26 protein-coding genes are annotated in these 24,648 nt (G+C 70.6%); 24 read left to right on the plus strand and 2 right to left on the minus strand.

Annotated features, from left to right (window positions below):
• The first annotated feature begins 27 nt into the window (after window positions 1-27).
• The 15 genes from rimM (at window position 28) to ABTX18_RS10920 (ending at window position 12,546) form a co-directional block, all read left to right on the plus strand.
• On the plus strand, window positions 28-639 hold the full coding sequence (gene rimM, locus ABTX18_RS10850) for a ribosome maturation factor RimM (RefSeq protein WP_352122373.1): 612 nt from the start codon (window positions 28-30) through the stop codon (window positions 637-639).
• Window positions 639-1,460: a tRNA (guanosine(37)-N1)-methyltransferase TrmD gene (trmD, locus tag ABTX18_RS10855; protein WP_352122374.1), complete on the plus strand. Its 822-nt coding sequence runs from the start codon at window positions 639-641 to the stop codon at window positions 1,458-1,460. Before rimM ends, trmD begins: the two co-directional genes overlap by 1 nt.
• A gap of 125 nt (window positions 1,461-1,585) precedes the next feature.
• Complete coding sequence (rplS, locus tag ABTX18_RS10860; protein ID WP_136329605.1) at window positions 1,586-1,936, plus strand: 50S ribosomal protein L19; 351 nt, start codon at window positions 1,586-1,588, stop codon at window positions 1,934-1,936.
• A 45-nt stretch (window positions 1,937-1,981) separates the two neighbouring features.
• On the plus strand, window positions 1,982-2,773 hold the full coding sequence (gene lepB / locus ABTX18_RS10865) for a signal peptidase I (protein WP_352122375.1): 792 nt from the start codon (window positions 1,982-1,984) through the stop codon (window positions 2,771-2,773).
• Window positions 2,766-3,842: a signal peptidase I gene (gene lepB, locus ABTX18_RS10870; RefSeq protein WP_352122376.1), complete on the plus strand. Its 1,077-nt coding sequence runs from the start codon at window positions 2,766-2,768 to the stop codon at window positions 3,840-3,842. Before lepB (ABTX18_RS10865) ends, lepB (ABTX18_RS10870) begins: the two co-directional genes overlap by 8 nt.
• On the plus strand, window positions 3,739-4,638 hold the full coding sequence (gene lepB, locus ABTX18_RS10875) for a signal peptidase I (protein ID WP_352122490.1): 900 nt from the start codon (window positions 3,739-3,741) through the stop codon (window positions 4,636-4,638). The genes lepB (ABTX18_RS10870) and lepB (ABTX18_RS10875) overlap by 104 nt, the downstream gene beginning before the upstream one ends.
• Window positions 4,639-4,804: 166 nt before the next feature.
• Window positions 4,805-5,710 (plus strand): signal peptidase I, encoded by a 906-nt coding sequence (gene lepB / locus ABTX18_RS10880; RefSeq protein WP_352122491.1) that lies wholly within the window; start codon window positions 4,805-4,807, stop codon window positions 5,708-5,710.
• Window positions 5,711-5,759: 49 nt separating this feature from the next.
• A complete protein-coding gene (lepB, locus tag ABTX18_RS10885; protein ID WP_352122377.1) occupies window positions 5,760-6,509 on the plus strand; it encodes a signal peptidase I in 750 nt (249 codons plus the stop codon).
• On the plus strand, window positions 6,499-6,987 hold the full coding sequence (locus tag ABTX18_RS10890; RefSeq protein WP_352122378.1) for an NUDIX hydrolase: 489 nt from the start codon (window positions 6,499-6,501) through the stop codon (window positions 6,985-6,987). The genes lepB (ABTX18_RS10885) and ABTX18_RS10890 overlap by 11 nt, the downstream gene beginning before the upstream one ends.
• Window positions 6,988-7,051: 64 nt before the next feature.
• The gene (locus ABTX18_RS10895; protein WP_003965949.1) at window positions 7,052-7,360 is read left to right on the plus strand and encodes a DUF2469 domain-containing protein; all 309 of its coding nucleotides are present in this window, start codon (window positions 7,052-7,054) and stop codon (window positions 7,358-7,360) included.
• 84 nt (window positions 7,361-7,444) lie between these two features.
• The gene (locus ABTX18_RS10900) at window positions 7,445-7,804 is read left to right on the plus strand and encodes a YraN family protein (protein ID WP_352122379.1); all 360 of its coding nucleotides are present in this window, start codon (window positions 7,445-7,447) and stop codon (window positions 7,802-7,804) included.
• Window positions 7,804-9,429, plus strand: coding sequence for a YifB family Mg chelatase-like AAA ATPase (locus ABTX18_RS10905; protein WP_352122380.1), 1,626 nt, complete (start codon window positions 7,804-7,806; stop codon window positions 9,427-9,429). Before ABTX18_RS10900 ends, ABTX18_RS10905 begins: the two co-directional genes overlap by 1 nt.
• A gap of 86 nt (window positions 9,430-9,515) precedes the next feature.
• Window positions 9,516-10,703 carry a DNA-processing protein DprA gene (dprA, locus tag ABTX18_RS10910; protein WP_352122492.1) on the plus strand — a complete coding sequence of 396 codons (1,188 nt, stop codon included), beginning with the start codon at window positions 9,516-9,518 and terminating at the stop codon, window positions 10,701-10,703.
• 290 nt (window positions 10,704-10,993) lie between these two features.
• Window positions 10,994-11,830, plus strand: a complete 837-nt coding sequence (gene whiG, locus ABTX18_RS10915) for an RNA polymerase sigma factor WhiG (protein WP_136329597.1) — start codon at window positions 10,994-10,996, stop codon at window positions 11,828-11,830.
• A 140-nt stretch (window positions 11,831-11,970) separates the two neighbouring features.
• Entirely contained in the window at window positions 11,971-12,546 is a 576-nt protein-coding gene (locus tag ABTX18_RS10920) for a TetR/AcrR family transcriptional regulator (protein ID WP_352122493.1), read from the plus strand.
• A 25-nt stretch (window positions 12,547-12,571) separates the two neighbouring features.
• Here ABTX18_RS10920 and ABTX18_RS10925 read toward each other — a convergent pair whose 3' ends face one another.
• Window positions 12,572-13,279 carry a peptidoglycan DD-metalloendopeptidase family protein gene (locus ABTX18_RS10925; RefSeq protein WP_352122381.1) on the minus strand — a complete coding sequence of 236 codons (708 nt, stop codon included), beginning with the start codon at window positions 13,277-13,279 and terminating at the stop codon, window positions 12,572-12,574.
• Between the two features lie 273 nt (window positions 13,280-13,552).
• On the opposite strand from ABTX18_RS10925, the gene rpsB reads away from it, so the two are divergent.
• The 9 genes from rpsB to ABTX18_RS10970 all read left to right on the plus strand — a co-directional run bounded on the left by rpsB (window position 13,553) and on the right by ABTX18_RS10970 (window position 23,449).
• The gene (gene rpsB / locus ABTX18_RS10930) at window positions 13,553-14,491 is read left to right on the plus strand and encodes a 30S ribosomal protein S2 (RefSeq protein ID WP_352122382.1); all 939 of its coding nucleotides are present in this window, start codon (window positions 13,553-13,555) and stop codon (window positions 14,489-14,491) included.
• 99 nt (window positions 14,492-14,590) lie between these two features.
• A complete protein-coding gene (gene tsf, locus ABTX18_RS10935; protein WP_352122383.1) occupies window positions 14,591-15,427 on the plus strand; it encodes a translation elongation factor Ts in 837 nt (278 codons plus the stop codon).
• Between the two features lie 158 nt (window positions 15,428-15,585).
• Window positions 15,586-16,362 carry a UMP kinase gene (gene pyrH, locus ABTX18_RS10940; RefSeq protein WP_352122384.1) on the plus strand — a complete coding sequence of 259 codons (777 nt, stop codon included), beginning with the start codon at window positions 15,586-15,588 and terminating at the stop codon, window positions 16,360-16,362.
• Between the two features lie 169 nt (window positions 16,363-16,531).
• Window positions 16,532-17,089 carry a ribosome recycling factor gene (frr, locus tag ABTX18_RS10945; RefSeq protein ID WP_037690170.1) on the plus strand — a complete coding sequence of 186 codons (558 nt, stop codon included), beginning with the start codon at window positions 16,532-16,534 and terminating at the stop codon, window positions 17,087-17,089.
• Window positions 17,089-18,168, plus strand: a complete 1,080-nt coding sequence (locus ABTX18_RS10950; RefSeq protein ID WP_352122385.1) for a phosphatidate cytidylyltransferase — start codon at window positions 17,089-17,091, stop codon at window positions 18,166-18,168. The genes frr and ABTX18_RS10950 overlap by 1 nt, the downstream gene beginning before the upstream one ends.
• A gap of 104 nt (window positions 18,169-18,272) precedes the next feature.
• Complete coding sequence (gene rlmN / locus ABTX18_RS10955; RefSeq protein ID WP_352122386.1) at window positions 18,273-19,379, plus strand: dual-specificity RNA methyltransferase RlmN; 1,107 nt, start codon at window positions 18,273-18,275, stop codon at window positions 19,377-19,379.
• A gap of 238 nt (window positions 19,380-19,617) precedes the next feature.
• Entirely contained in the window at window positions 19,618-20,721 is a 1,104-nt protein-coding gene (locus ABTX18_RS10960) for a thiamine ABC transporter substrate-binding protein (protein ID WP_352122387.1), read from the plus strand.
• A gap of 86 nt (window positions 20,722-20,807) precedes the next feature.
• Window positions 20,808-22,421 carry an ABC transporter permease gene (locus tag ABTX18_RS10965; protein ID WP_352122494.1) on the plus strand — a complete coding sequence of 538 codons (1,614 nt, stop codon included), beginning with the start codon at window positions 20,808-20,810 and terminating at the stop codon, window positions 22,419-22,421.
• 2 nt (window positions 22,422-22,423) lie between these two features.
• A complete protein-coding gene (locus ABTX18_RS10970; RefSeq protein ID WP_352122388.1) occupies window positions 22,424-23,449 on the plus strand; it encodes an ABC transporter ATP-binding protein in 1,026 nt (341 codons plus the stop codon).
• Between the two features lie 66 nt (window positions 23,450-23,515).
• Here the strand turns inward: ABTX18_RS10970 and ABTX18_RS10975 are convergent, their stop codons facing one another.
• The gene (locus ABTX18_RS10975) at window positions 23,516-24,637 is read right to left on the minus strand and encodes an LOG family protein (RefSeq protein ID WP_352122389.1); all 1,122 of its coding nucleotides are present in this window, start codon (window positions 24,635-24,637) and stop codon (window positions 23,516-23,518) included.
• Window positions 24,638-24,648 lie beyond the last annotated feature (11 nt).

Raw genomic sequence — 24,648 nt, forward strand, 5'->3', positions numbered from 1 at the left:
GTCGTCGTACGACAGGAGAGACACAAGGTGCAGTTGGTAGTCGCGCGGATCGGTCGCGCCCACGGCATCAAGGGCGAGGTCACCGTCGAGGTGCGAACGGACGAGCCGGAGCTCCGGCTCGGGCCCGGCGCCGTACTGGCCACCGAGCCGGCCTCCACGGGGCCGCTGACGATCGAGACCGGCCGGGTGCACAGCGGCAGGCTGCTGCTGCGCTTCGAGGGCGTACGGGACCGTACGGCCGCCGAGGCGCTGCGCAACACGCTGCTGATCGCCGACGTCGACCCGGACGAGTTCCCCGAGGACCCCGAGGAGTTCTACGACCATCAGCTGATGGACCTCGACGTGGTCCTCGCCGACGGCACGGAGATCGGCCGCATCACCGAGATCACACATCTGCCGTCCCAGGACCTCTTCATCGTGGAGCGTCCCGACGGCACCGAGGTCATGATCCCGTTCGTCGAGGAGATCGTCACCGAGATCGACCTGGAGGAGCAGCGCGCGGTGATCACGCCGCCGCCGGGTCTGATCGACGAGAGCCAGGCGATCGTGGTGTCCGCGCGTGACGAGGAGGCGACGGCCGGCGACTTGACGGAAGGCTCCGCGGCGGACTCGGCCGACGCACCCGGGAAAGACGTCTGATGCGCCTCGACGTCGTCACGATCTTCCCCGAATACCTGGAACCGCTCAACGTCTCGCTGGTCGGCAAGGCCCGCGCCCGCGGGCGCCTGGACGTGCACGTGCACGATCTGCGGGAGTGGACGTACGACCGCCACAACACGGTCGACGACACCCCCTACGGCGGCGGCCCCGGCATGGTCATGAAGACCGAACCGTGGGGCGACGCACTGGACGAGACGCTGGCGGACGGATACGAGGCGGGGGCGCGTTCCCCGGTGCTCGTGGTGCCCACGCCGAGCGGCCGGCCGTTCACCCAGGAACTCGCCGTCGAGCTGTCCGAGCGGCCCTGGCTGATCTTCACCCCGGCGCGTTACGAGGGCATCGACCGGCGGGTGAGCGAGGAGTACGCCACGCGTATGCCGGTCGTCGAGGTGTCCATCGGCGACTACGTGCTGGCCGGCGGTGAAGCCGCGGTGCTGGTGATCACGGAGGCGGTGGCCCGGCTGCTGCCCGGCGTGCTCGGCAACGCCGAGTCGCACCGGGACGACTCCTTCGCCCCTGGCGCGATGGCCAACCTGCTGGAGGGCCCCGTCTACACCAAGCCGCCCGAGTGGCGTGGCCGGGGCATCCCGGACGTGCTGCTCAGCGGTCACCACGGGCGGATCGCGCGCTGGCGCCGGGACGAGGCCTTCCGTCGTACCGCGCTCAACCGCCCCGATCTGATCGAGCGCTGCGAGGCGAGCGCCTTCGACAAGAAGGACCGCGAGATGCTCTCGATCCTCGGCTGGTCACCGGAGCCCGGCGGCCGATTTTGGCGCAGGCCCCCGGCCGTGGAACAATAGGCCGCTGCTGTACGTCCGCGTGCGCCCCTGCCACAGGGGGAACGACGCCCGTCCGACGCGATCAGCACCCTCATTCATCACTCTCCCGTCGATGACCTGTGGCATCGGCGAAGAAAGCAGACACCATGGCTTCCCTGCTCGATGACGTCAATGCCGCTTCACTGCGTACCGACGTTCCGGCGTTCCGCCCCGGCGACACCGTCAACGTCCACGTCCGCGTGATCGAGGGCAACCGCTCCCGTATCCAGCAGTTCAAGGGCATTGTCATCCGCCGCCAGGGCGCGGGCATCAGCGAGACCTTCACGGTCCGCAAGGTCTCCTTCCAGGTCGGCGTCGAGCGCACCTTCCCGGTGCACAGCCCGATCTTCGAGAAGATCGAGCTCATCACCCGCGGTGACGTGCGTCGCGCCAAGCTGTACTTCCTCCGTGAGCTGCGCGGCAAGGCCGCGAAGATCAAGGAGAAGCGCGACCGCTGATCTGATTCCCTGGTCCACAGGACAGCCGGATAAGCTCTGGCCCCGATGGACACGGAAGCAGAACCCCTGGAGCGCGACCGCTCCTCCGCACCCGCTACGGGAACGGAGGAGCGGTCGCGCTTCTCGCGTATCCCAAGCCGCTTTTCGCGTGTCCCGAGCCGTTGCGCCGCCTCGGTGTCCTGGCGGGGGACCCTTGCGCTCGGTGCCGTCTGCGCGGTCGGCGTGCTGCTCTTCAGCACCTTCGTGGTCCAGCCCTTCCTGATCCCCAGCGGCTCGATGGAGCCCACCCTGCAGGTCGGGGACCGGGTGCTCGTCAACAAATTGGCGTACCGTTTCGGCTCCGTGCCCCGGCGCGGCGACGTGGTGGTCTTCGACGGGACCGGCTCCTTCGTCCAGGAGGCGCCGCCGGAGAACCCCGTGAGCGGGCTGCTGCACGGTGCGGCGGCCTCTCTGGGGCTCGCGGAGCCCGCCGAGACCGACTTCGTGAAGCGGGTGGTGGGTGTGGGGGGTGACCGGGTGGTCTGCTGCGACAAGCGCGGGAGGGTCGAGGTGAACGGCCGGCCGGTGAACGAGGACTACCTGTTCGCGGGGGACACGGCGTCCCGGGCGCCCTTCGACATCGTCGTGCCCGACGGCACGCTCTGGATGATGGGCGACCACCGGAGCAATTCCCGCGACTCCCGCGACCACCTCGGCGAACCGGGCGGCGGCATGGTGCCCGTCGACAAGGTGATCGGCCGGGCCGACTGGTTCGGCTGGCCGCTGGACCGGCTGGGGACCGTCCCGGACACCACGGCCTTCGAGGGCGTGCCCGCACCCGGTCCGGCGCATGGGTAACCGCGGGCGGAACCGCGCGGCGGACCCGGAGATCCCGCTGCCCACCGGCACCCGGCCGACGGCCGCGCGCTCGCTGCCCACCCGCGCGGAGCGGCGCAAGCTGGCGCGCAAGGTGAAGCGGAAGCGGCGCAGGTCGGCGGTGAAGGAGATACCCCTTCTCATCACCGTGGCACTGCTGATCGCCCTGGTCCTCAAGACGTTCCTCGTACAGGCCTTCGTGATCCCGTCGGGGTCGATGGAGCAGACCATCCGGATCGGGGACCGGGTGCTCGTGGACAAACTGACGCCCTGGTTCGGGTCCAAGCCGGAGCGAGGTGACGTCGTCGTGTTCACCAACCCCTCCGACTGGCCGCCGCCGAACCCGGTGGAGGCGTCCAAGGAGTCACCCGTCGTCATCAAGCAGATGAAGGAGGCGCTGACCTTCATCGGGCTGCTGCCCTCCGACGACGAGCAGGATCTGATCAAGCGCGTGGTCGCCGTCGGCGGTGACACCGTGAAGTGCTGCGAGCAGGACGGCAGGCTCACGGTGAACGGGGTGGCTGTTGACGAGCCCTACATCTATCCCGGCGATTCGCCCTCCACGATCAAATTCGAGGTAAAGGTTCCAGTCGGAAGAATCTTCGTGATGGGGGACCATCGCTCCAATTCCGCTGATTCCCGTTTCCACCTGGACAAGACGGGGCACGGCACGGTTTCCGAGGACGCGGTAGTGGGACGGGCCGTGGTGATCGCCTGGCCCTTCGGGCACTGGCGCGAGCTGGAGGAACGTTCGGCGTTCTCCTCGGTCCCGGACGCGCGCGCCGGGACGGCGGCCGGACCCCGGTCGTCGAATAGTGTGTCCCAGGATCCCAACGGATTGACCCGTCTCCCGACCCCTGCGGAACTCCCGCTCGTTATGGGAGTGGTGGGCCTGCACCGGCTAGGGCGCAGGCGGTGGCACGGAATAAGGAGTGGATGTGGGGGATTTGGCGGTCGGCGCGCGATCCGGACACGACGAACCCGAGGACCGGCCGGACAATCCGGGGAACACGGAGCCTGCCGGGACCGCGGCGGACCCGACGGAGAGTGAAGCCGGCTCCCAGGAGGGCAGTGGCAGCACGGCCCGGAAGAAGCCCCGCTCCTTCTGGAAGGAACTGCCCCTCCTCATCGGCATCGCGCTCATTCTCGCGCTGCTGATCAAGACATTCCTGGTGCAGGCGTTCTCGATCCCCTCGGACTCGATGCAGAACACGCTGCAGCGGGGCGACCGGGTGCTGGTCGACAAGCTGACACCGTGGTTCGGCTCCGAGCCGGAGCGGGGCGAAGTGGTCGTCTTCCACGACCCGGGGGGCTGGCTGGAGGACACCGCCGCACCCGACCCGAACGTGGTGCAGAAGTTCCTGAGCTTCATCGGCCTGATGCCTTCGGCCGAGGAGAAGGACCTGATCAAGCGCGTCATCGCGGTCGGCGGTGACACGGTGGAGTGCAAGAAGAACGGCCCCGTCACGGTCAACGGCAAGGCGCTGGACGACAAGTCGTTCATCTTCGAGGGCAACACGCCCTGCGACGACGAGCCGTTCGGGCCGATCAAGATCCCCGAGGGCCGTATCTGGGTGATGGGCGACCACCGCCAGAACTCCCTCGACTCGCGCTACCACCAGGAGCTGCCGGGCGGCGGCACCGTTTCGACCGACGAAGTCGTCGGCCGGGCCATCGTCGTGGCGTGGCCGGTCAACCGGTGGGCGACGCTGCCGGTACCGAAGACCTTCGACCAGCCGGGGATCAACGCCGCGGCGGGGCCGGGAGTACTCGGTGTGGCCGGGGCGCTGCCCCTCGTGTTCTGGCGGCGGCGGAGGCTGACCGCTCCGGGCCCCGGGGGCCGGTAGGGGGTCATCGTCTGCCGAGGACCGTAGGGTCCTTCGGCGGGCGCGCAGGCATCGCGGACCCCGCCGGCCGTTCGCGGAACTCCCGTTCGTTGTCCGGGGCAGGTGCTTCGAACGCACACGCCTCCGTGGTGGGCGTGGACACAGTAAGGACGTGGATGTGAGTGACGTGGCTGCCGGTGCGCGACCGGGACAAGAGGAGCCTCCGGAGAGGCCCGGCCGGTCCGCCGCTCTCACCTTCGGACCGCCGGGGGAGACACCGGATCCGGAGGCGCCCGCAGATGCGCAGGCCGCGGCCGGGGACGGAAAGAAGGCAAAGAAGCAGCGCCCCTTCTGGAAGGAGCTGCCTCTGCTGATCGGCGTCGCGCTGGTGCTCGCGCTGCTGATCAAGACGTTTCTCGTGCAGGCGTTCTCGATCCCCTCGGATTCGATGCAGAACACGCTGCAGCGGGGCGACCGGGTGCTGGTCGACAAGCTGACGCCCTGGTTCGGAGGGGAGCCCGAACGAGGCGAGGTGGTCGTGTTCCACGATCCGGACCACTGGCTCGCCGGCGAGCCGACTCCCCGGTCGAATGCCGTGCAGGACGTGCTGAGTTTCATCGGCCTCATGCCGTCGGCCGAGGAGAAGGACCTGATCAAGCGGACGATCGCGGTCGGCGGCGACACCGTGCAGTGCAAGGCTGGCGGTCCGGTCGAGGTCAACGGGAAGGCGCTCGACGAGCCATACATCTTCCCCGGCAACTCGGCGTGCGACGACAAGCCCTTCGGGCCGTTCACGGTCCCCGAAGGCAAGATCTGGGTGATGGGCGACCATCGGCAGGAGTCCGCGGACTCGCGCTATCACATCGACGGAGCGACGAAGGGCTTCGTGCCCGTCAAGGACGTCGTGGGGCGGGCCGTGGTGGTGGCGTGGCCGGTCAACCGGTGGGCGACGCTGCCGGTACCGAAGACCTTCGACCAGCCGGGGATCAACGCCGCGGCGGGGCCGGCGCCGGGAGTACTCGGTGTAGCCGGGGCGCTGCCCCTCGTGTTCTGGCGGCGGCGGAGGCTGACCGGCGGGCGTACCGCCGGGTAGGGTGCCGACTCGGATCAGCGATTGTCGATCTCCGATGGGGGACGCTGCGATGAGTGCAACAGGACGTACGGGAGACGGCCGCGGCCGGCTCGGCAGCAAGCTGTCGGGTCTGGCCGTGGCCGTCGGCTGTGTGCTCTTCCTCGGAGGCTTCGCCTGGGCGGCTGTGGTGTACCGGCCGTACACGGTGCCGACCGGGTCGATGACCCCGACGGTGAACGCCGGGGACCGGGTCCTCGCCCAGCGCGTGGGCGGCGACGAGGTGCGCCGGGGCGATGTGGTGGTGTTCACCGACAAGGCGTGGGGCGACATGCCGATGGTGAAGCGTGTCGTGGGGATCGGCGGCGACAAGATCGCCTGCTGCGAGAAGGGCGGCCGGCTCACGGTCAACGGCATACCCGTCGACGAATCGTATCTTCCGGCCGGTGACCCCGCCTCGGCGAACGACTTCACGGCCGAGGTCCCGAAGGGCAACCTTTTCCTCCTGGGTGACGACCGCACGTCCTCGCTGGACTCCCGGGTCCACTTGGAGGAGGGCGGACAGGGTTCGGTGCCCCGAAGCGCCGTACAGGCCCGGGTGGACGCCGTCGCGTGGCCGCTGGGCGGCATGATCGGACGGCCGCAGACCTTTGCGGCGCTGCCCGGCGGGGTGTCCTCCCCGGGGCCGCTGAAGCTTCAGCTGTGGGCCATGGCCGGCGGGGTGGCGCTCATCCTGGGCGGTGCCGTGTACGGGCCCGTCGCGGGCCGGTCCGCCCGGTCGAAGCGGAACAAGCGGGAGAGGGCGACCGCGGGTGCCCGCTGAGAGGCGCAAGGTCGCCCGCCTGGTGCTCCTCGACCCGGAGGACCGCATTCTGCTGATGCACGGGTTCGAACCGGAGGACCCGGCCAGCACGTGGTGGTTCACCCCCGGCGGCGGCCTCGAGGGCGACGAGACCCGCGAGCAGGCCGCCCTGCGCGAGCTGGCCGAGGAAACCGGGATCACGGACGTGGAGCTGGGCCCGCTGCTCTGGCAGCGGATGTGCTCCTTTCCGTTCGACGGGCGGCGCTGGGAACAGGACGAGTGGTACTTCCTGGCCCGCACGACGCAGACCGCGACGGACACCAGCGGGCAGACCGGGCTGGAACGCCGCAGTGTCGCGGGTCTGAGGTGGTGGACCTCCGCCGAACTGTCGGCGGCGCGTGAGACGGTGTACCCGACCAGACTCGCCGAGCTGCTGCGCACGCTGCTCGACGAGGGTCCTCCGGGTACGCCGCTGGTTCTGACCCCCGAAATCGCCTGAGCGACCGGGGACGCAGGGCCCTGGCGCACAATGGGGGAACGCACGGCTGAAGGGGAACATGCCAATGAGCGCCGAGGACCTCGAGAAGTACGAGACCGAGATGGAGCTGAAGCTCTACCGGGAGTACCGCGATGTCGTCGGTCTGTTCAAATATGTGATCGAGACCGAACGGCGCTTCTACCTCACCAACGACTACGAGATGCAGGTGCACTCGGTCCAGGGCGAGGTGTTTTTCGAGGTGTCCATGGCGGACGCCTGGGTCTGGGACATGTACCGGCCCGCACGTTTCGTCAAGCAGGTACGGGTCCTGACGTTCAAGGACGTCAACATCGAGGAGCTCAACAAGAGCGATCTCGAGCTTCCGGGTGGCTGAGTTGTCCACAACGGCGGAGTTTTCCACCAAGATCCAATAGTTCCGGGCGGACGCGTCACAGTCGGTGCCGGAGGTGGTGCCGATATGAACGCACGGGGGGCACTCGGGCGGTACGGCGAGGACCTGGCGGCACGGTTGCTGACCGATGCCGGCATGTCCGTGGTGGAACGGAACTGGCGCTGTCGCGCCGGCGAGATCGACATCGTCGCGAAGGACGGTGACGCGCTCGTCATCTGCGAGGTGAAGACCCGCAGGGCGGGCGCCTTCGAGCATCCGATGGCCGCGGTCACCCCGGTCAAGGCGGACCGCCTGCGGCGGCTGGCCGAGCTCTGGCTGGCCGGGCACGGCGGTCCGCCGCCCGGCGGGGTGCGGATCGACCTGGTCGGCGTGGTGCTGCCGAGGCGCGGCGCACCCGTGGCGGAACACGCCCGGGGGGTGGCCTGATGGCGTTTGCCCGGGCCTGCTCGGTGGCCCTCGTCGGCGTCGAGGGCGTGGTGGTGGAGGTCCAGGCGGACCTGGAGGCCGGCGTCGCGGCGTTCACCCTGGTGGGACTGCCGGACAAGAGCCTGGTGGAGAGCCGGGACCGGGTCAGGGCCGCCGTGGCCAACTCCGGGGCGGAGTGGCCGCAGAAGAAACTCACCGTGGGACTGTCCCCGGCCTCGGTGCCCAAGGGCGGATCCGGCTTCGACCTGGCCGTCGCCTGCGCCGTGCTCGGCGCCGCCGAGCGGATCGATCCCGCGTCGATCGCCGATGTCGTGATGATCGGGGAGCTGGGGCTGGACGGCAGGGTGCGGCCGGTGCGCGGCATCCTGCCCGCCGTCCTGGCCGCGGCCGAGGCCGGATACCGGCAGGTGGTCGTCCCCGAGCAGACCGCCGGCGAGGCGGCGTTGGTCCCCGGGGTCTGCGTGCTCGGGGTGCGCAGCCTGCGGCAGCTGATCGCCGTGCTCTGCGAAGAGCCGGTGCCCGACGAGCCGGAGGCCCATGACCAGGGGCGCCCCGACACCATGCTGGCCGGGCTGATGGTCCCCGGCGCCGGTATGGGCACCGGGATCGCCAGGGCCTCGGCGCACGGCGAGGGCGGCCGGCCGGATCTGGCCGACGTCGCGGGCCAGGAACGGCCGCGCATGGCGCTGGAGGTCGCCGCGGCGGGCGGCCACCACCTCTTGCTCTGGGGACCGCCGGGCGCCGGCAAGACCATGCTGGCCGAACGGCTGCCGGCCATCCTGCCGCCGCTGACCAGGCAGGAATCCCTTGAGGTGACCGCAGTGCACTCGGTGGCGGGCATCCTGCCACCGGGCGAACCACTGGTCTCCCGCCCGCCGTACTGCGCGCCGCACCACTCGGCGACCATGCAGTCACTCATCGGCGGCGGCAACGGACTGCCGCGCCCCGGAGCGGTCTCGCTCGCGCATCGGGGGATTCTCTTTCTGGACGAGGCGCCCGAGTTCTCGGTACGGGCGCTGGACGCGCTGCGTCAGCCACTGGAGTCGGGGCATGTCGTGGTGGCGCGCAGCGCCGGAGTGGTGCGGCTCCCGGCCCGGTTCCTGATGATGCTGGCAGCCAATCCCTGCCCGTGCGGGAGGCACACGCTGAGCGGGGCCGGCTGCGAATGCCCGCCCTCGGCCGTCCGCCGGTACCAGGCCAGGCTCTCCGGTCCCCTGCTCGACCGGGTGGACCTGCGGGTGACCGTCGACCCCGTCAGACGCGAGGACCTGATGGGCCAGGGCGGCAGGGGCGAGTCGACCGATGTCGTCGCCGCCCGGGTGCTCCGGGCCCGGGCGCGGGCCGCGGAGCGGCTGGCGGGCACCCCGTGGGCGACGAACAGCGAGGTGCCGGGGCATGAACTGCGGACCCGGCTGGCCGCGGCCCCGGGCGCGCTGATGGCGGCCGAGCGGGACATGGAGCGGGGCCTGCTCACGGCGCGCGGTCTCGACCGGGTGCTGCGGGTGGCGTGGACCGTCGCGGATCTGCGCGGAGCCGACCGCCCGGACGCCTCGGACATCGGGGTGGCCCTGGAACTGCGCACCGGGATTCCGCGCGGAGCCCCGATGGGCGCGGGGGCGTCATGAACGGCCAGGGACGGGAGGGCTGCGCGTCGGCGGGCGGAGCGGGCGCGACGGCCGAGCCGCAAGGGCCGGTGGCCGACGACCGGCGGATGCCCGGCCGCCCGGGCGCCGACGACGGCGGCGCGCGCGACCGGGAACGGCTGGCCCGGGCGGCGCTGACCCGGGTCATGGAGCCGGGGGACATGCGCGGCGGGCGCTGGCTGCGGGAGTGCGGTGCCTCGGAACTGATGCGGCGGATCACCACGGCGGACGGTTCGGCCGAACGGTTGAGCGGGATGACCGCGAGGCGGCTGGCCGGCTACCGGCTGCGGGCCCGGACCGTCGAGCCCGAGCGGGACCTTGCGGCGGTGGCCGAGGCAGGCGGGCGATTCGTCTGTCCCGGGGACCGGGAGTGGCCGAGCCAGCTCGACGACCTGGGTGACGCCAGGCCGACGGGGCTCTGGGTACGGGGCAAGCCCGATCTGCGGCTCTGGGCGCTGCGCTCGGTCGCCGTGGTCGGGGCCCGGGCCTGCACACCGTACGGGGCGCACATGGCGACGACGCTCGGCGCGGGCCTCGCGGAGCGGGGGTGGGTGGTCGTCTCGGGGGCTGCCTTCGGGGTCGACGGAGCGGCTCACCGGGGAGCCCTGGCCGCCGGCGGCGCGACGATGGCGGTCCTGGCGTGCGGGGTGGACGTCGCCTATCCCCGGGGCCATGCCGAACTGATCGGGCGCATCGTGGGACAGGGGCTCGTCCTCGGTGAACTGCCACCGGCCGACCACCCCACCCGCAGCAGATTCATCCTCCGGAACCGGGTGATCGCCGCGTTGACGCGGGGGACCGTCGTCGTCGAGGCCGAGTACCGCAGCGGCTCACTGGTCACCGCCCGGTGCGCGCAACGGCTCGGCCGCCACACCATGGGTGTTCCGGGTCCCGCCACCAGCGGTCTGTCGGCGGGTGTCCACGAACTCCTGAGAGGCGAAGGGGTGCTGGTGACGGATGCCGCCGAAGTCGCTGAGATGGTGGGCGACATCGGGGATCTGGCGCCGCCCAGACGCGGTCCGATGCTGCCCCGCGATCAGCTGGATCCGGTCTGCGCCGCAGTGCTTGACGCCCTCCCCGCCCACGGCTCCGTCGACGGACGGGAGGTAGCGCGTGCGGCGGCGACGAGTGCGGACGAGGCACTCGGCAAGCTGTACGAACTGCACTCACTGGGGTTCGTCGAACGCGAAGGCGACGGATGGAGGTTGACGAAGCGGCCGACATGCAATGGCGACGCGCGGCGAGGCGGTTCTTGACCTGGGGCATACGGGTGAAAAGGTGATGCCGATGACCCCGGTGGATCCTTCGGCGACGCCTCCGGGGCCGGCGCGCGACGCGGCGGCCCCGGGCACCCGTCGTGCCCTCGCCCAACTGCGCGGTCGTATCCGCCGCCATGTCCCGCTCCAGGTCCGTGCGCCGGGAAGCGCTCAGCCTCGATCCCTTATCCTGCGCGGACCGCGACACTTCAGTCACGCTACGCTCACAAGGATTCCGGCCCAGACACAAGTCCCCCAGCACTTCACGGCAGAACGGCTCAAGGCACCACATGCCCCAGCACACCTCCGGGTCTGACCGCGCGGCAGCGCCACCGGCTGCGCGTGGCACTGTGCGCCCGCCCGCGCCCTCCTCGCTCGACGAGCTGTGGCGCTCGTACAAGACCACGGGCGACGGGCGGCTGCGGGAACAGCTGATCCTGCACTACTCGCCCCTGGTGAAGTACGTCGCCGGCCGGGTCAGCGTGGGTCTGCCGTCCAACGTCGAGCAGGCCGACTTCGTCTCCTCGGGGGTCTTCGGGCTGATCGACGCGATCGAGAAGTTCGACATCGAGCGCGCGATCAAGTTCGAGACGTACGCGATCACCCGCATCCGCGGCGCGATGATCGACGAACTGCGGGCGCTGGACTGGATTCCGCGCTCCGTGCGCCAGAAGGCGCGGGCGGTGGAGCGCGCCTACGCCACCTTGGAGGCGCAGCTGCGGCGTACGCCCTCGGAGGCGGAGGTCGCCGCCGAGATGGGCATCGCGCTGGAGGAACTGCACGCGGTTTTCAGCCAGTTGTCGCTCGCCAACGTGGTGGCGCTGGAGGAGCTGCTCCATGTGGGCGGCGAGGGCGGCGACCGGCTGAGCCTGATGGACACACTGGAGGACACCGCCGCCGACAACCCGGTGGAGGTGGCCGAGGACCGTGAGCTCCGAAGACTTCTCGCCCGCGCGATCAACACCCTCCCGGACCGTGAGAAGACGGTCGTCACGCTCTACTACTACGAGGGGCTCACCCTCGCCGAGATCGGCAACGTCCTCGGGGTCACCGAGAGCCGCGTCAGCCAGATCCACACCAAGTCGGTGCTGCAACTGCGTGCGAAGCTGGCCGACGCCGGACGCTGAGCCGCCCGGACCGCCACGCCTGCCCCGCGACGGGCGGCCACCGGCAGCGGGCGCTTCGGCCAACGGTCGGGCCCGCCCGCCCTCCTCACGAACACCGGCCGCCGTAGAGTGGTCGTGTGCCCAGGATTCGAGCGGCCTCCGTGGCCGAGCACCGGACCATGCAGCGCGGCGCCCTCCTGGACGCAGCGCGCTCCCTGCTGTCCGAGGGAGGCACGGAGGCTCTGACCTTCCCCGCCCTCGCCGAACGCACGGGTCTCGCACGGTCCTCCGTCTACGAGTACTTCCGTTCCCGCGCCGCCGTCGTCGAGGAACTCTGCGCCGTCGACTTCCCCGTGTGGGCGGCCGAGGTCGAGGGCGCCATGGAGCGGGCGAAGACGCCCGAACGGAAGATCGAGGCGTACGTCCGGCGGCAGCTCGCTCTCGTGGGGGACCGTCGTCACCGGGCCGTCGTCGCGATCTCCGCCAGCGAGCTGGACGCGGGCGCGCGCGAGAAGATCCGGGCGGCGCACGGCGGTCTGATCGCCATGATCGTGGAGGCGCTCGGAGACCTCGGGCACGAGCAGCCACGGCTGGCGGCCATGCTGCTCCAGGGCTCCGTGGACGCGGCGGTCCGGCGGATCGAGCTGAGCGTCGCCGAGGAGCCCGACGTGATCGCGGACACCGCCGTCGCCATGATCCTGAACGGCGTCCGGGGTCTAGGCGGCGACCAGGGCTGACACCCTCGCGCGGTGTGGCCCCTGCCTACGAGGGGCCGGGTACGGGGACGCCCGACACCGGCAGCAGCCGGGAAGGTCCGCGCCGCAAGAGGGACGGCGGCAGCAACGACAGCGGGTCCAGATACGCCTCCGCGCGCCGCAGGCCCCAGTGCAGACAGCCCGGGGCGCAGTGGGACGGCCCGGGCGACAGCACCGCCACCACTTGGCCCGCCGCGACCTCGTCGCCCTTCTCGACCAGCGGGCGCACCGGCTCGTAGGTGGTCCGCAACGGCGGATCGCCCGTCCCCGCAAGCTCGATCACGACCACTCCGCGCCCCGCCACGCCGCCCGCGAAGGACACCCGGCCCGCCGCGGCCGCGAGAACCCGCGCGCCCGGAGCGGCGCCGAGGTCAACCCCGCGGTGCCCCCGCCCGTACTCGGTGGCGGGCGGCTCCCACCCTCGCAGGACCGGCGGCCGCCCCTCCAGCGGCCAGACCCGGCCCCCGGCCGGATCAGCCGCGGCCGCCCCCGCCACACCTGGGGGCGGCCGTTCCGCCGCCAGGGCGTACAGCCCGCCGCCCCCCACCGCGAGCAGAGTCACGAGCGGCAACAGTGCCGTGATCAGCAGCCCCGAGGCGGCCACCACCGCCCGACGGGCCCGCAGCCCCGTCCCGCCGGCCACCGCACCGCGGCGCCCGGCACGGCCGCCTCTGCGGAACCGGAAACGGCAGCCCCGTTCAGATGTGAATCGCATGCCGTCAGCGTCCCCCCGGTCCCCGCTCAGCGGGGATCATGGACCGGATCTGTGGACTACCGGCCGGTTGTGGACAGCGCCGTCACCCGGCACCCGGCCGGTCCCGTACACTTTCTCTGGCGATCCGGGTCACCGGGTCGACTTCGCACGCCCCGCCACCTCCCTCTTCGGGGGTGGCCGCGCTCCTCGGTCCTTCGTGGCACGGCGCGTCGGGGCGTCAGGCGCGAGCGCAAACCTGCGGTCGCGATAACCGAGCACTCAAGGAGTACGGCCATGGCCGTCGTCACGATGCGGGAGCTGCTGGAAAGCGGCGTCCACTTCGGTCACCAGACCCGTCGTTGGAACCCGAAGATGAAGCGCTTCATCTTCACGGAGCGCAACGGCATCTACATCATCGACCTGCTCCAGTCGCTGTCGTACATCGACCGCGCCTACGAGTTCGTCAAGGAGACCGTCGCCCACGGCGGCTCCATCATGTTCGTGGGTACGAAGAAGCAGGCCCAGGAGGCCATCGCCGAGCAGGCGACGCGCGTCGGCATGCCGTACGTCAACCAGCGTTGGCTCGGTGGCATGCTCACCAACTTCTCCACCGTCTACAAGCGCCTTCAGCGTCTGAAGGAGCTCGAGCTCATCGACTTCGAGGACGTGGCCGCCTCCGGCCTCACCAAGAAGGAGCTCCTGGTTCTCTCCCGCGAGAAGGCCAAGCTGGAGAAGACCCTCGGTGGTATCCGCGAGATGCAGAAGGTGCCGAGCGCCGTCTGGATCGTTGACACCAAGAAGGAGCACATTGCCGTCGGTGAGGCGCGCAAGCTCCACATCCCGGTCGTCGCGATCCTGGACACCAACTGCGACCCCGACGAGGTCGACTACAAGATTCCGGGCAACGACGACGCGATCCGCTCCGTCACCCTGCTCACCCGCGTGATCGCCGACGCCGTCGCCGAGGGCCTCATCGCCCGCTCCGGCGCTGCGACCGGCGACTCGAAGCCGGGCGAGAAGGCTGCCGGCGAGCCGCTCGCCGAGTGGGAGCGCGACCTGCTCGAGGGCGACAAGAAGGCCGACGCCGAGGTCCAGACCTCCGCCGAGACCGAGAAGGTCGCGGACGCGGAGGCCACCGAGGCCCCCGCCGCCGAGGCTGCTGCCGAGGCCCCCGCGGCTGAGGCCCCCGTCGCCGAGGCTCCGGCCGCGGACGCGGACGCTGAGCAGGCCTGACACCCGTCACGGCTGAAGACGGCGGGGGCCGGTGCCACAGGCACCGCCCCCGCCGTTCACCCGTAGATCTTTCAGACTTCGAGAGAGACATACAGACTCATGGCGAACTACACCGCCGCTGACGTCAAGAAGCTCCGTGAGCTCACCGGCGCCGGCATGATGGACTGCAAGAAGGCGCTCGACGAGGCCGACGGCAACGTCGACGGAGCCGTCGAGGCCCTCCGTATCAAGGGCCAGAAGGGCGTCGCCAAGCGCGAGGGCCGTTCTGCCGAGAACGGCGCCGTCGTCTCCGTCGTCTCCGACGACAAGACGTCCGGCGTCCTGCTCGAGCTGAAGTGCGAGACCGACTTCGTCGCCAAGGGTGACAAGTTCCAGGCCGTCGCCAACACGCTCGCCGCGCACGTCGCCGCCACCTCCCCGGCCGACATCGAGGCGCTTCTCGCCTCCGAGATCGAGCCCGGCAAGACCGTCCAGGCGTACGTGGACGAGGCCAACGCCAACCTCGGCGAGAAGATCGTCCTGGACCGCTTCGCGCAGTTCGACGGCGCCTACGTCTCGGTCTACATGCACCGCACCATGCCCGACCTGCCCCCGCAGATCGGTGTTCTGGTCGAGCTGGACAAGGCCGACGCCGATCTGGCGAAGGGCATTGCCCAGCACATCGCCGCCTTCGCGCCGAAGTACCTGTCCCGCGAGGACGTCCCGGCCGAGGTCGTCGAGGCCGAGCGTCGTGTCGCCGAGGAGACCACGCGCGCCGAGGGCAAGCCCGAGGCCGCGCTCCCGAAGATCGTCGAGGGTCGCGTCAACGGCTTCTTCAAGGAGGCCACCCTCCTCGGCCAGCCGTACGCGCTGGACAACAAGAAGTCCGTCCAGAAGGTCCTGGACGAGGCCGGTGTCACCCTGAAGCGCTTCACGCGCATCAAGGTCGGCATCTGAGTCCGTCCGCGAAAAACGGTGGACCCCGATAGGGTCTGGTGCAGTCGACGGCCGCACACCGCCGTACGACCGCAGATCTGACGAGGAGGCCATTGCCGCTGAGGGACATCGGACCCACCGGCAATGGCCTTCTTCGTATGTGCACGAGGAGAATCTCCATGAACAAGGGCGCGGACGCCGCAACAGGTGACCACAGGCGCGACGACGGCAAGGTGCGCGGACGCTTCATGCTGAAGCTGTCCGGAGAGGCGTTCGCCGGCGGCGGGGGTCTCGGCGTCGACCCCGACGTCGTGCACACCATCGCCCGCGAGATCGCGGCAGTCGTCCGCGACGGCGCGGAAATCGCGGTCGTCATCGGCGGCGGCAACTTCTTCCGCGGTGCCGAGCTCCAGCAGCGCGGCATGGACCGGGCGCGGTCCGACTACATGGGCATGCTCGGCACCGTCATGAACTGCCTCGCTCTTCAGGACTTCCTGGAGAAGGAGGGCATCGACTCGCGCGTCCAGACGGCCATCACCATGGGCCAGGTCGCGGAGCCGTACATTCCGCTGCGCGCCGTACGGCACCTGGAGAAGGGGCGCGTCGTCATCTTCGGCGCCGGCATGGGCATGCCGTACTTCTCCACCGACACCACCGCGGCACAGCGCGCCCTGGAGATCGACGCCGAGGCGCTGCTGATGGGGAAGAACGGCGTGGACGGGGTTTACGACTCCGACCCGAAGACCAACCCCGGCGCGGTGAAGTTCGACGCGCTGGAGTACAGCGAGGTGCTCGCCCGCGATCTCAAGGTCGCCGACGCCACCGCCATCACGCTCTGCCGTGACAACCAGCTGCCGATCCTCGTCTTCGAGCTGACCGCCGAGGGCAATATCGCCCGCGCGGTCAAGGGTGAGAAGATCGGCTCGCTCGTGAGTGACCGGAGCACCCGGGCCTGAGAACCGGGGGGCCGAGCCGAGGAGACCCGGGGCGTTCCCGGGGGCCCGCTGCACGGCCACGAAGGATGGACAACGGCCTGCCGGTCGGACACCGTGCAGGTGAGGACGCGACGCAGGACCCGCCGGGCCCGAGCACGCCGGGCCCACTCAAGACACGCAGGAGCACGTGGTGATCGAAGAAACCCTCCTCGAGGCCGAGGAGAAGATGGAGAAGGCCGTCGTGGTCGCGAAAGAGGACTTCGCCGCGATCCGCACCGGCCGTGCGCACCCGGCGATGTTCAACAAGATCGTCGCCGACTACTACGGCGCGCTGACCCCGATCAACCAGCTGGCCTCGTTCTCGGTGCCCGAGCCCCGTATGGCCGTCGTGACGCCGTTCGACAAGACCGCGCTGCGCAACATCGAGCAGGCCATCCGTGACTCGGACCTCGGCGTCAACCCGAGCAACGACGGCAATATCATCCGGGTGACCTTCCCGGACCTCACCGAAGAGCGCCGTCGCGACTACATCAAGGTCGCGAAGACCAAGGCCGAGGACTCCAAGATCTCGATCCGGGCCGTCCGCCGCAAGGCCAAGGAGACGCTCGACAAGCTGGTCAAGGACAAGGAGTCCGGCGAGGACGAGGTGCGTCGCGCCGAGAAGGAGCTCGACGACACCACCGCGAAGTACGTCGCGCAGGTGGACGAGCTGCTGAAGCACAAGGAAGCCGAGCTGCTCGAAGTCTGATGAACGACCTTTCCCGGGGCGTCCCGCAGGGCGCCGGCCACAGGGCTGCGCCCGAGATGCGGGCCGCTCCGGCGGGTCCTGCATACGATGTGCATGGCGCCCAGCAGACTCGGCCCATGCCCATCGTGCCGGACGTTCCCGACGCAGGTAGAGACACTGACGATGACCGGGACCGGGGAGCCGGACGCCTGAGCGGCGGCCCCCCGTTCCGCGACGAGAAGCCGCAGGAGCCCATGTCCACCGCGCCGCCACCCCCGCAGAAGAAGCGTGCGGGCCGTGATCTGGGTTCCGCCATAGGGGTCGGCGTCGGGCTCGGTGCCGTCGTCGTCGCCTCGCTCTTCATCGTCAAGGCCGTCTTCGTCGGCGTGATCGTGGTCGCCGTCGTCGTGGGCCTGTGGGAGCTCACCTCCCGGCTTCAGGAGCGCAAGGACATCAAGGCGCCCCTCGTGCCGCTCGCGATCGGTGGCGCGGCCATGGTCGTGGCCGGTTACGCGCGAGGAGCCGAGGGCGCGTGGATCGCCATGGCGCTGACCGCCCTGGCGGTGCTCGTCTGGCGGATGACCGAGCCGCCCGAGGGGTACCTGAAGGACGTCACGGCCGGGGTCTTCGCCGCGTTCTACGTGCCGTTCCTGGCGACCTTCGTCGCCATGCTCCTCACCGCCGACGACGGACCGCAGCGGGTCCTGACCTTCCTGCTGCTGACGGTGGTCAGCGACACGGGTGCGTACGCCGTCGGCTGGCGGTTCGGCAAGCACAAGCTCGCACCCCGCATCAGCCCCGGAAAGACCCGCGAGGGCCTGTTCGGAGCCGTGGCCTTCGCGATGGTGGCCGGTGCGCTGTGCATGCAGTTCCTGATCGACGACGGCTCGTGGTGGCAGGGCCTGCTGCTCGGCCTCGCGGTCGCCGCCAGCGCGACCCTGGGCGACCTGGGCGAGTCCATGATCAAGCGCGACCTCGGGATCAAGGACATGGGCACGCTGCTGCCCGGCCACGGCGGGATCATGGACCGGCTGGATTCCCTGCTGCCGACCGCACCGGTGGTCTGGCTGCTGATGGTGATTTTCGTCGGCTCCGGCTGAGAAGCGGTGGGGTCACCCCTGGTGACCTGCGGTTTTGCTGGCGAGGGTTCGTTGTCCACAGGGCGGCGGGCCCTCGCTGTTCTGTCTGCGACACTGGAAGAACCATGCCTAAGCCCGGAGAACTCCAGTTTGTCGCGCCCCGCGGAGCCAAGAAGCCGCCGCGGCACCTCGCCGACCTCACGCCCGCCGAGCGCAAGGAAGCCGTCGCCGCGATCGGCGAGAAGCCCTTCCGCGCCCAGCAGCTCTCGCAGCACTACTTCACGCGGTACGCGCACGACCCGGCGGAGTGGACCAACATCCCCGCCGCGTCGAGGGACAAGCTCGCCGAGGCGATGTTCCCCGATCTGATGTCCGTGCTCCGCCACATCAGCTGCGACGACGACACCACCCGCAAGACGCTGTGGAAGCTGCACGACGGGACGCTGGTCGAGTCCGTCCTGATGCGCTACCCCGAGCGCGTCACGATGTGCATCTCCTCGCAGGCCGGCTGCGGCATGAACTGCCCGTTCTGCGCCACCGGGCAGGCCGGTCTCGACCGCAACCTGTCCACCGCCGAGATCGTCCACCAGATCGTCGACGGCATGCGCGCCCTGCGTGACGGCGAGGTCCCCGGCGGCCCCGCCCGGCTCTCCAACATCGTCTTCATGGGCATGGGCGAACCGCTCGCCAACTACAACCGCGTCGTGGGCGCCATCCGCCGCCTGACCGACCCCGAGCCCGACGGCCTCGGCCTCTCGCAGCGAGGCATCACGGTCTCCACCGTCGGCCTCGTCCCCGCGATGCTCCGCTTCGCCGACGAGGGCTTCAAGTGCCGTCTCGCCGTGTCGCTGCACGCCCCGGACGACGAACTGCGCGACACGCTCGTGCCGGTGAACACCCGGTGGAAGGTGCGCGAGGTCCTGGACGCCGCGTGGGAGTACGCGGAGAAGTCCGGCCGCCGCATCTCCATCGAGTACGCGCTGATCCGCGACATCAACGACCAGGCGTGGCGGGGCGACCGGCTCGGCCGGCTGCTCAAGGGCAAGCGGGTCCACGTCAACCTGATCCCGCTGAACCCGACGCCCGGCTCGAAGTGGACCGCCTCGCGGCCCGAGGACGAGAAGGCGTTCGTCGAGGCGATCGCCGCCCACGGGGTGCCGGTGACCGTCCGGGACACCCGCGGCCAGGAGATCGACGGGGCCTGTGGACAGCTGGCGGCCTCCGAACGCTGAGGCCGGAACCGGGCGTGTAGCCTGGGCTCGAAATCAACTTCATATTCCGACAGGGGAGCGCCACAGCGCTGAGAGTGCGGCACCAAGGACAGGTTGGCCGCAGACCCTCTGAACCTCGCCCGGGTCATTCCGGGTAGGAAGTTCGGACCTTACTCAAGCTGTTGCGCCCTGCCCGCTTCCGGTTTCCACCGGGGCGGGCAGGGCCGCGTCTCTTCCTGGTCATCCCAGGAGGAATCACATGAGCACCACCAAGAAGATCGCCGTGACGGCCGTCGCCGCCGCGCTCGGCGCGACCGCGCTGGCCGGCTGCGGAAGTTCCGACGACCCGGCCTCCGGCAGCGGCGGCACCAAGGGCACGGGCTCCAAGACCGTCACCCTCGTCAGCCACGACTCCTTCAACGCCTCCAAGGACGTACTGAAGGAGTTCACCCGGCAGACCGGCTACACCGTCAAGGTGCTGAAGAGCGGTGACGCGGGCGCTGCCCTCAACCAGGAGATCCTGACCAAGGGCTCGCCCCGCGGTGATGTGTTCTTCGGCGTCGACAACACCCTGCTCTCGCGCGCCCTCGACAACGGCCTGTTCACGCCGTACGAGGCCAAGGGGATCGGCCAGGTCGCGGCCGACGTCCAGCTGGACGCGGACAAGCACCGGGTCACGCCCGTCGACACCGGCGACATCTGCGTCAACTACGACAAGAAGTACTTCGCCGACAAGAAGCTCGCGCCGCCGAAGTCCTTCGACGACCTGGCGAAGCCCGCGTACAAGAACCTGCTCGTCACCGAGAACGCGGCGACCTCCTCGCCCGGCCTCGGCTTCCTCCTCGGCACCGTCGCCACCTATGGCGAGGACGGCTACCAGGATTACTGGAAGAAGCTGAAGAGCAACGGCGTCAAGGTCGTCGACGGCTGGGAGCAGGCCTACAACGAGGAGTTCTCCGGCTCCGCGGGCGGCAAGAAGGCCAAGGCCGACCGGCCCCTCGTCGTCAGCTACGCCTCCAGCCCGCCCGTCGAGGTGCTGTACGCCGATCCGCAGCCGAAGACCGCCCCGACCGGCGTCGCCACCGGGACGTGCTTCCGGCAGATCGAGTTCGCCGGTCTGCTCGACGGGGCGAAGAACCCGGCGGGCGGCAAGGCCCTGCTGGACTTCCTGATCGGCAAGAAGTTCCAGGAGGACATGCCGCTCAACATGTTCGTCAGCCCGGTCACCAAGGGCGCGAAAGTTCCGGAGCTCTTCACGAAGTTCGGTGCCACGGTCGACAGGCCGACGACCGTCGCCCCGGACGAGATCGCCAAGAACCGTGAGCAGTGGGTCCAGTCATGGTCCTCGCTCGTAGTGAAGTAGCGAAGACTCCCGTACGCGGACCGGGCGCGCGCGGGAAGGCCGCGCGCGCCCGGTCGCTGCGCGGGGGCGCGGTACGGCTCGGTCTGATGGCCGTGCCCGTGGCGTTCTTCGCGTTGTTCTTCGCCTATCCCGTCGTCGCGATCGTGGGACGCGGGCTCAAGGCGGACGGGGTCTGGCAGTTCGGGCGGTTCGGCGAGGTGCTGAGCCGGCCGGACATCGGGGGCGTGCTCTGGTTCACCCTCTGGCAGGCGCTCGCCTCGACCGCGCTGACCCTGCTGATCGCGCTGCCCGGTGCGTACGTCTTCGCCCGGTTCGACTTCCCGGGCAAGCAACTGCTGCGGGCGATCGTCACCGTGCCGTTCGTCCTGCCGACCGTTGTCGTCGGTACGGCGTTCCTCGCGCTGCTCGGCCGCGGCGGCTTCCTTGACGAACTCTGGGGCGTCCGCCTCGACACCACGGTGTGGGCGATCCTGCTGGCCCATGTGTTCTTCAACTACGCCGTCGTCGTGCGCACGGTCGGCGGACTCTGGTCCCAGCTCGACCCCCGGCAGGAGGAGGCCGCGCGGGTGCTCGGCGCCGGACGCCTCGCCGCCTGGCGCCGCGTGACCCTCCCCGCCCTCGGGCCCGCGGTGGCGGCCGCCGCGCTGATGGTCTTCCTTTTCACCTTCACCTCCTTCGGCGTCGTACAGATCCTCGGCGGCCCCGGCTTCTCCACGCTGGAGGTGGAGATCTACCGGCAGACCGCACAGCTCCTCGACCTGCCGACCGCCGCCGTGCTGACCCTGGTGCAGTTCGTCGCGGTCGGCGCCGTACTCGCCGTGCACGCGTGGACCGTGCGGCGCAGGGAGAGGGCGCTGAAGCTGGTCGACCCGGCGCAGACGGCCCGCAGGCCGCGCGGGGCGGGGCAGTGGACGCTGCTCGCCGGGGTGCTGCTGACAGTGCTGGTGCTGATCCTGCTGCCGCTCGCCGTCCTGGTGGAGCGGTCGCTCGACGTGTCCGGCGGTCACTCTCTCGCCTACTACCGCGCGCTGGCCTCGGCGGAGGCCAACAGCGGTACGTTCCTGGTCGCCCCCATCGAGGCGATCGGGAACTCACTGCGGTACGCCCTGGTCGCCACCCTCATCGCGCTGGTCGTCGGGGGACTGGCGGCCGCGGCTCTGACCCGGAAGGCGGGCCGGCTCGTCCGGGGCTTCGACGCGCTGCTGATGCTGCCGCTCGGCGTCTCCGCCGTCACGGTCGGCTTCGGCTTCCTGATCACCCTCGACAAACCCCCGCTGGATCTGCGTACTTCCTGGATTCTGGTGCCGCTCGCCCAGGCCCTGGTCGGGGTGCCCTTCGTCGTACGCACGATGCTGCCGGTCCTCAGAGCGGTGGACGGGCGGCTGCGCGAGGCGGCCGCGGTGCTCGGCGCCTCGCCCTTGCGGGCCTGGCGCGAGGTGGACCTGCCGCTGGTGCGCCGGGCGCTGCTGGTCGCCGCCGGATTCGCGTTCGCCGTGTCGCTGGGCGAGTTCGGGGCCACCGTGTTCATCGCGCGGCCCGACAACCCCACGCTTCCGGTGGCCGTCGCGAGGCTGCTGGGCCGGTCCGGGGAGCTCAACTACGGCCAGGCGATGGCCCTGAGCACGATCCTGATGCTCGTGTGCGCTGTGTCGCTGCTGCTGCTCGAACGTATCCGCACGGACCGATCCGGGGAGTTCTAGAGATGCTGACACTGGAATCGGCCACCGTGCGCTTCGGCGACCGGGCCGCGCTGGACCGGGTGGACCTGGAGGTCGCCGAGCACGAGATCGTGTGCGTCCTGGGGCCGAGCGGCAGCGGGAAGTCGACCCTGCTGCGGCTCGTCGCCGGACTCCAGGACGCCGACGGCGGACGGGTCCTGCTCGACGGCGCGGACCAGGACGGCGTGCCGGTGCACCGGCGCGGGCTCGGCCTGATGTTCCAGGACCACCAGCTTTTCCCGCACCGTGACGTCGGTGCCAACGTCGCCTTCGGGCTGCGGATGCACGGCGTGAAGCGGGGCGAGCAGGACCGCCGGGTCGCTGAACTCCTCGACCTGGTGGGCCTGCCCGGCGCCGAACGGCGGGCCGTGGCCGCGCTCTCGGGCGGCGAACAGCAACGCGTCGCCCTCGCCCGGGCGCTGGCCCCCCGGCCCAAGCTGCTGATGCTGGACGAGCCGCTCGGGCAGCTGGACCGCAGTCTGCGCGAACGCCTCGTCGTCGAACTGCGCACGCTCTTCGGCCGGCTGGGTACGACGGTGCTCGCCGTCACCCACGACCAGGGTGAGGCCTTCGCGCTCGCCGACCGGGTCGTCGTGATGCGCGACGGACGCATCGCCCAGGTGGGCACGCCGCTGGAGGTCTGGCAGCGCCCCGCCTCCGCCTTCGTGGCCCGCTTCCTCGGCTTCGACAATGTGGTGGAGGCGACGGTCACCGGTGAGGTGGCGGACACGGAGTGGGGGAAGGTGCCGGTACCGGCGGGATCGCCGCAGGGGGCGTGCGATCTGCTGGTGCGTCCGGCCGGGGTCGTGATCGGCGGCCCGCGGGACGGTCTGCGCTGCACCGTGGGCGCGCGCACCTTCCGCGGCAACCACGTCGCGGTGAAGCTGCACCCCGAACAGGGGCCGGTCCTGGACGCTGAGTGCGCGCTGAACAGCACTCCGGACGAGGACGCGCGGGTCGGCGTCACCTTCGCCGCGGCGGAGAGCGTCGTGCTTCCCGCCCTGTTCTGACCGGCGGGGGGAGGCCTGAAGGCCGGCGGGGGGAGGCCTGAAGGCCAGTGGGGTGAGGCGTGAAGGCTACGCCTCCGACAGCCGCGCGAGCGCCTCGGCCGCTTCGTCCACCGAGTCTACGAGCGCGATACGGGACTCCATCGGCCGGCCCGCCGCGAGGGCCCGGAGCAGCGGCCAGGCGGGCAGCTCCCGCGTCCAGTGGTCACGGCCGACCAGCACCATCGGGGACGGATCGCCGAGCGAGCCGTAGTAGTTGGGGGTGGTGCTGTCGAAGATCTCCTGGACCGTGCCGGCCGCGCCGGGCAGGAAGATCACCCCTGCCGTGGAACGGGCCAGCAGCCCGTCCTCGCGCAGGGCGTTGGCGAAGTACTTCGCGATGTCCCGGGCGAACGGGTTCGGCGGCTCGTGCCCGTAGAACCAGGTCGGGATCGACACGGAGCGTCCGCCCTCGGGCCAGCGCTCGCGCACGGCGAACGCGGCCAGCGCCCAGTCGGTGACCGACGGGGTGAACGAGGGGACCGCGCCCAGGAGTTCGCACGCCTTGTCCAGCATGGCGTCGGGGTGCGGGGCCGCGTAGGCGCCGAGGTTCGCCGCCTCCATCGCGCCCGGGCCGCCGCCGGTGGCCACCATCAGGCCGCTGCGGGCCAGGGTCCTGCCGAGGCGGGCTGCCGCCGCGTACGAGGCGCTGCCCCGGGGTGTCGCGTGACCGCCCATCACACCGGCCACCCGCGCCCCGGCGAGGAGTTCGTCCAGCGCGTCGGAGACCGCGTCGTCGTGGAGCGCCCGCAGCATGGAGGCGAAGACGTCGCCGTCCGAGCGGGTGCGGCTGGACCAGCGGTAGGCGCGGGCGTCGGGCGTCGCCTCGTAACCGCCCTGCGCCAGCCCGTCGTAGAGGGCGTCGGGCGAGTAGAGCCGACCGCGGTACGGATCGAAGGGGAGACCGGGCACCGGAGGGAAGACGAACGCCCCGTCGGCCCGCACCTTCTCGGCCGCTTCCGGCCCCATCGGGCAGCCGAGGAAGACGGCGCCGGACGTGTCCGTGGCCAGCAGCGCCGCGCCGCGGTCCGTCAGGTCGAGGGACTGGACGCGCAGACCCGCCAGCGAACCGGCGGCGACCGCCGCGTCGAACGCGGCGAGCGACTCGATCTCGGCGCCGGGTGCCGGCGTGCTGACTTCCGGGGTCTCCACCCCCTCATGCT

The organism is Streptomyces sp. NPDC096323 (genome assembly GCF_040302845.1).
Taxonomy (GTDB): domain Bacteria; phylum Actinomycetota; class Actinomycetes; order Streptomycetales; family Streptomycetaceae; genus Streptomyces.